The sequence below is a fragment of the Wolbachia endosymbiont of Drosophila tristis genome (genome assembly GCF_028981745.1).
In the GTDB taxonomy this organism is placed as follows: Bacteria; Pseudomonadota; Alphaproteobacteria; order Rickettsiales; family Anaplasmataceae; genus Wolbachia; species Wolbachia pipientis.
Genome location: NZ_JAPQLN010000038.1, coordinates 1 through 5397, shown reverse-complemented (window position 1 = coordinate 5397; position 5397 = coordinate 1). Strand labels below are relative to the sequence as shown.

General features: G+C 34.7%; 7 protein-coding genes and 1 pseudogene. 5 read left to right on the top strand and 3 right to left on the bottom strand.

Features of this window, described 5'->3' with window-relative positions; all coding sequences use genetic code 11:
* The coding region (locus OZD64_RS01070) for a transposase (protein WP_274999147.1) at positions 1-161 on the top strand (161 nt) is incomplete at its 5' end.
* Here OZD64_RS01070 and OZD64_RS01065 read toward each other — a convergent pair.
* The 3 genes from OZD64_RS01065 to OZD64_RS01055 are packed head-to-tail and all read right to left on the bottom strand — an operon-like array spanning position 136 to position 2947.
* Positions 136-393, bottom strand: a complete 258-nt coding sequence (locus OZD64_RS01065; RefSeq protein ID WP_138265067.1) for a hypothetical protein — start codon at positions 391-393, stop codon at positions 136-138. The genes OZD64_RS01070 and OZD64_RS01065 overlap by 26 nt on opposite strands.
* Before the next feature lie 32 nt (positions 394-425).
* A complete protein-coding gene (locus OZD64_RS01060; protein ID WP_274999146.1) occupies positions 426-722 on the bottom strand; it encodes a hypothetical protein in 297 nt (98 codons plus the stop codon).
* Complete coding sequence (locus tag OZD64_RS01055) at positions 710-2947, bottom strand: hypothetical protein (RefSeq protein WP_274999145.1); 2238 nt, start codon at positions 2945-2947, stop codon at positions 710-712. Before OZD64_RS01055 ends, OZD64_RS01060 begins: the two co-directional genes overlap by 13 nt.
* 164 nt (positions 2948-3111) lie before the next feature.
* On the opposite strand from OZD64_RS01055, the gene OZD64_RS01050 reads away from it, so the two are divergent.
* The 4 genes and pseudogenes from OZD64_RS01050 to OZD64_RS01035 all read left to right on the top strand — a co-directional run.
* A complete protein-coding gene (locus OZD64_RS01050; RefSeq protein WP_138265065.1) occupies positions 3112-3348 on the top strand; it encodes a hypothetical protein in 237 nt (78 codons plus the stop codon).
* Positions 3324-3623, top strand: a complete 300-nt coding sequence (locus OZD64_RS01045) for a type II toxin-antitoxin system RelE family toxin (RefSeq protein WP_138265064.1) — start codon at positions 3324-3326, stop codon at positions 3621-3623. Before OZD64_RS01050 ends, OZD64_RS01045 begins: the two co-directional genes overlap by 25 nt.
* A gap of 265 nt (positions 3624-3888) precedes the next feature.
* On the top strand, positions 3889-4776 hold the full coding sequence (locus OZD64_RS01040; protein WP_223823132.1) for a replicative DNA helicase: 888 nt from the start codon (positions 3889-3891) through the stop codon (positions 4774-4776).
* Positions 4777-4827: 51 nt separating this feature from the next.
* Positions 4828-5072 (top strand): annotated as a pseudogene (locus OZD64_RS01035) (PD-(D/E)XK nuclease family transposase); the annotation flags it as partial.
* Positions 5073-5397: the final 325 nt, after the last annotated feature.

Sequence of the window (5397 nt, the reverse complement as noted above, 5' to 3'; positions counted from 1 at the left end):
GGTTTAAAGTACAGCCAAGAAGATGGGTTGTAGAAAGGACTTTTGCTTGGGTTAATAGGAATAGAAGGCTATCGAAGGAGTATGATTTACTCACAACATCCACTGAGAATTTCATATACCTAGCTATGAGTAGGGTTATGTTAAAGAGGGAATATGCTTGAATTTACTTGTTTCCGGACAACCTCTTAGAACTTTTTCAGCAAATTTCTCATTAGCCTTTACCAGCTCTAAAACTTTACGATCATCATCACCAAGCGTATACCCTTTGGCTATCGCCTCATCGATGATATTTTTCGTTTTTTCTAAAGTTTCTTCATAAAAATGATCGATTTCAGCATTTTTTTCACTGATTTCAATATCGATTTCATCGATTTTACTGTTTTGTTCAATCATGTTTTTTCTCCTATTTTTAAATTTATTTCATGTTAGCACCTTATGTAGTAGTCACACTTATCGTCAGTGATATTAGGAATGTGGAATATAGTTGTTCCCTTATTGTTAATATCATTGGCAATCATGTCTGCGAGTTGCTCTGGTGTCGTATCTTTTGTTGCTTTGACTTCTCTAAATTCTTTGGCGGTAACATTAGTTGGTGCTTTTCCATCACCATCAACACTCCACCATATTACTGTGTTAAAATTGTTACCAGTTTGGGTGTTATGAGATGTTTTAAGACCTATAAAGTCTCCTGCTTTCACTTCTTTAAATTTCAAGACATACAAGCATCTTGCGTAAACAAAGCTTTATGCTGTATAGCATAGGTTATCACTGAATTTTTACCAGCAAACAGAACATTCGGTTTTCCTGGTGTTCTCTTGTCCGTTGCTGATTGTTTGTAAATAACGTAATCACCCCATGACTTCATTAATAAATCACTAGAATCACCATGAATGAAACTAGGGTAATCTCCACCACTAGAACTAATACTTGTACCATGTACTGAAGCCATTGAATACACAAACCATGGTGAAAACAAAAAGTAACTTTGTGAAGTACTAGTAGTATTATTATTGTGTTGCAAAAAAGTAGCGCTAACCGATGGTATATTTAAAGGAAAACCAATATCATAAACTCTACTACTAAAATTAACTGGATTAAAAAATCCACATAAACCGGAAGGATACGGAAATTGTTGATAATTAAGACTTACTGTCAAATAAAAAAAATTCTTTTTAACAGAGTAATTTATTTTAGTTTGCTCAGTTATTTTATCAATACCTTTATTGTATGGCACAACATTATTTGTATAATTATAAATTGAATTTAATTTAGTTATAGTTTGAAAATAACCTGGGAAATCAGAACCAGAACCCGCAAATTTTATCTCCCTTAAATTCATATTAGTCATTAGAATGCCACTACTTAAGTAATTAGTGGTAATGTCAAACGTATGACAACAAGTAGTAAGGTCTATGCTATTTGCTGCTGCAACATATTGAAAATCATAGTTAACATCTGAATTAGCATAGAATGTAGTTTCTAGCCATAGATGACCTATATCATCACCTTCGGGCTTCGGATTTACTACTCCATCTCCCTCGAATTTAACTTTAACATTATTATCCGCAATAAACTTCTTAATATACTCACTTGATATTGCATTAAACCAATTTGGTATGTCTTTGGTTTTAAGCATATCAAATGTAATTGGAGCATGATCTAGCTTGTTATATAGCCTTTTGTATTCAATGCCGAGCGGACTAATACCTGTTGAATCAAGTGTGCGACCATCGCACTTGAGCAGATTTATCTTTTCCTCGTCGACTTTTGCTCCTTTTGGGTAGGAAACTATTTCACCAATATTATCTACAAACTTAAGACCATCAATTGTAAAAACTAGCTCATTGTAACTGTTATCAATGCTATATTTATTTGCTCGAAATGAAGAAAATAATAAATTAGATTTTGCTAAATCAGAATTTTGTGTTGGGTATTTAAAATCAACTGCATGTATTGGCAATGAGGCTTCTGCACAATAAAAATTTGTCGCTTTAAAATTAAATGCTCGATTCGGTGGTAACAAAAACTTCAATGTCAAACTTTGATCATCGCCAATATCTGCAGGTATTACAAAGCCAAGCAAACTTAAACTAGTGTAATAAACCTTCGGAGTATCAGAATCAATTAAAAATTGATCAATTGACATAACTTGTGGCGGTGTTGATGATTTTGAACCAAAATCACGAATTGCCAGTAAATTAACTACTATATCATCACCACCTCTCCAAGCATAGAACTTCAGCCAAGCTCTGGCATCAGTACCCCATAACACATTAGAGCTCCTAAATGTTACAGCTTTCTGCAGAGGTGGCGTTGTCTCGCTAGGTTTTTCGCAAATAACGTTCAAATAAAAACGAGGATTGCCTTTATCGATCCTTTCAGCTTCGGTAATGTCTTTAATGAAAATCCTGTCTACATCAGTTCTATCCTGTATCGGTACTGAATCAGCATAAGATCTTAAAAACTGCCATGATAGTCCAGCAATTGGCACCTGCGAAAATTCAGGTGAAACATAACCAGATCCCTGCCCTCTATCATTAATTTGTAGACCAATATTAAATTGACCATCAATAAATAAGTTATCAGATAATATAGATGTAGCTGGATCTGCTTTGGATTGTTCTTGAAAGTACGGTAGATCATGAAAGATGAGTTCAGGAGCTGCAGCATTACCGTAATTGCACTTCAGTTCTACGGTATAACGATCTTCAGGATCATCAACGTCGACAAAGTAGTACAACTTATGAGGTAAAGCACCGTTTTCATCAAGCTGCAAAGGGTTTGGTGCCGGTACGACATTTCCCTCCTGGTTCTTGTAGTAGGCATTACGAAGAGTAGTTGGACTTCTTTTATCATAAAAATACATCCAGTACCCACTAGCTGGCATACCTTCCTTATTCTTGATAATATCTTGCAATACTATACTTAGTATTAACTTTTGTGTCATTTCTCCCTAACATCAGCAAAAGCCAGTTCCAGTATATGCCAAATTATTAATAGTTTATTAACACAGGTGCACAAAATTCTCTTTACATATCATCAACTTTCTTTATTGAAAAGTTCAGAAAAATGTTGTATAATTGTTACAGTAGTAGAACTTTGGTAAAGCATATGGCAAACTTAAGCACTAACATAGCTCTCAGTAAAGAAACTTTGCAGCACTTTGCTAAGCTAGTTGAGCTCACTAAGCAGCCAACTCAAGAATTAGCAGAAAGGCTATTTAAAGAAGCAATAGATCGTGAAATGGAAGACTTTTTACTATCTGTGGTTGCTAACGAGTATGACGTTGAAGGTGCAGAGACGGTTAGAAGTGAGGATGTAGATTGGAATACACTATTATCTTCTTAAGGAACGTTCTTAAGAAAAATCTTCCGGACCTTCCAAAAACGATAAGGTCAAGAGTTGTAGACGCAATACATGATCGGCTTACAGTCGATCCATTGAACCTTGGTAAACCATTACACCACAGCTTTAAAGGGCACAGAAGGCTAAGAGTTAGTGATTATCGCATCATATATAGCGTAAATACTGTAAAGCATGCAGTAACTATTGTTGCAGTAGGGCATAGAGACACCATTTATGAAGAGGCTTTGAAGATAATCGATACATATACTCTTCAGTAGATTCTATCTTCCTTTTTTATCAAGTTACATGAGTAAATTATACAGAAAATCTTAAAGATTTTATATATATAATTTTATACACCACTCCTTCCTGATCCATTCTCTACCTTAGGTGGCTTCGCTCAGCTCAAAGAAAGTTCATTTTTTTGGTTACCCCCCTATAAATTATATATTATATATATTATTATATATATAATATATAATTAGGGGAGAGGCGACGAAAACAAGATTTAGAGTTTGAGGAGCCTCCGGTTTAAGGTAGAGAATGGATCAGGAAGGAGTGGTCAGGGTCGACCAAATGCCACATGTTGATGAAGACATCAAGCCAATTATTGATTATTTTGAAGCTTATAAAAGCTACATTAATAAACTACTTGCAAACAACAATGAAATAGAAGGAATAACAACAGGAATACCTAGACTTGATACTATAACTGGTGGCTTAAAAGAAGGAGAATTAACAGTGCTTGCAGCTCGTACTTCAATTGGCAAGACCTCAATAGCACTACACATGGCTCTGCAAGCTGCAAAATTACTGAAAAATCAAGAATATGTCTGCTTTTTCTCACTTGAAATGTCAGCAAATCAGTTAATCAATAGAATGATCAGTATTGAAGTCAATGAGACAATAAACAATATTATCAAGAAACAAAACACAGAACTTTTACATAAAGGGATAAATCAAATAGTTTTTTTAAATATTCTTGTCGATAATTCAGGAAATATGGATTTAAATATCCTAAAGAAAAAAATCTCATTAATTTGCAGAAAATATAAAATGAAATGCATATACATTGATTACTTACAGTTACTCAGAGGATCGAAAGTAACCGAAAATAGAACTCTTGAAGTAACAGAAATCAGTAGAACTTTAAAAAATATAGCAAAAGACTTTAATATTCCTATTGTAGCATTATCACAAATAAGCCGTAAGGTAGAAGACAGACAAAATAAAAGACCACAATTAGCAGACCTACGCGAATCAGGAAGTATTGAACAAGATGCTGATCTAGTGTTATTACTCTACAGAGAAAATTATTACAAGGCTGATTCTAATAACGACTTAGAGATAAATGTTGCAAAAAACCGTAGTGGATCAACCGGAAAGGTTACAGTGCCATATCAAGTAAATACAGGGAGAATATTAAGTTGAAAGATCGCGGAAAATAGTGTATAATATTAATGGTTTTTAAGTGGATTTCTTATGGTTTTATCAAAGTTTTTAGATCCAAAAAACAATTACGCGTTCAAGCGTATCTTTGGTACTGAGAAGAATAAAGACATTCTTGTTCACCTTCTCAATGATATTCTAGGTCTCACTGGTGAAGCTAAATAAAGGACGTGAAGTTCTTAAATCCTATTCTAAACCCCGATATTGCCTCTCAAAAGGAGAGTATTGTCGATGTACTCTGCAGAGATTCTAAAGGTATTCAAACAATTGTTGAGATGGTGCGACCTGAAAGCCTTCGGTCATATTGTTTAAAAGGAGAGGAATTCATTCAGAAAGAAACTGAAAGGATTCTAAAGCTTATTGAACCAGATGTTTTGCCATCTGAGTCTACGCATCAGTGCGAATTGGGTAACCAGTTGGTGCCGAGCGACGCGGACAATGAACCTCCTCTTGATAAAGAAGATGCTCAATCGTGAGAGAAAGCATAAACTACAAGCATCATGTGGTTGGAGGGCTAGGCTTAGTGGTATGGTGAACGTAAGTGAAGCTTCATAAGTATCGTAACGATTAAAGAGCTAAAGATGCTGATAAGCTCCGACCAAA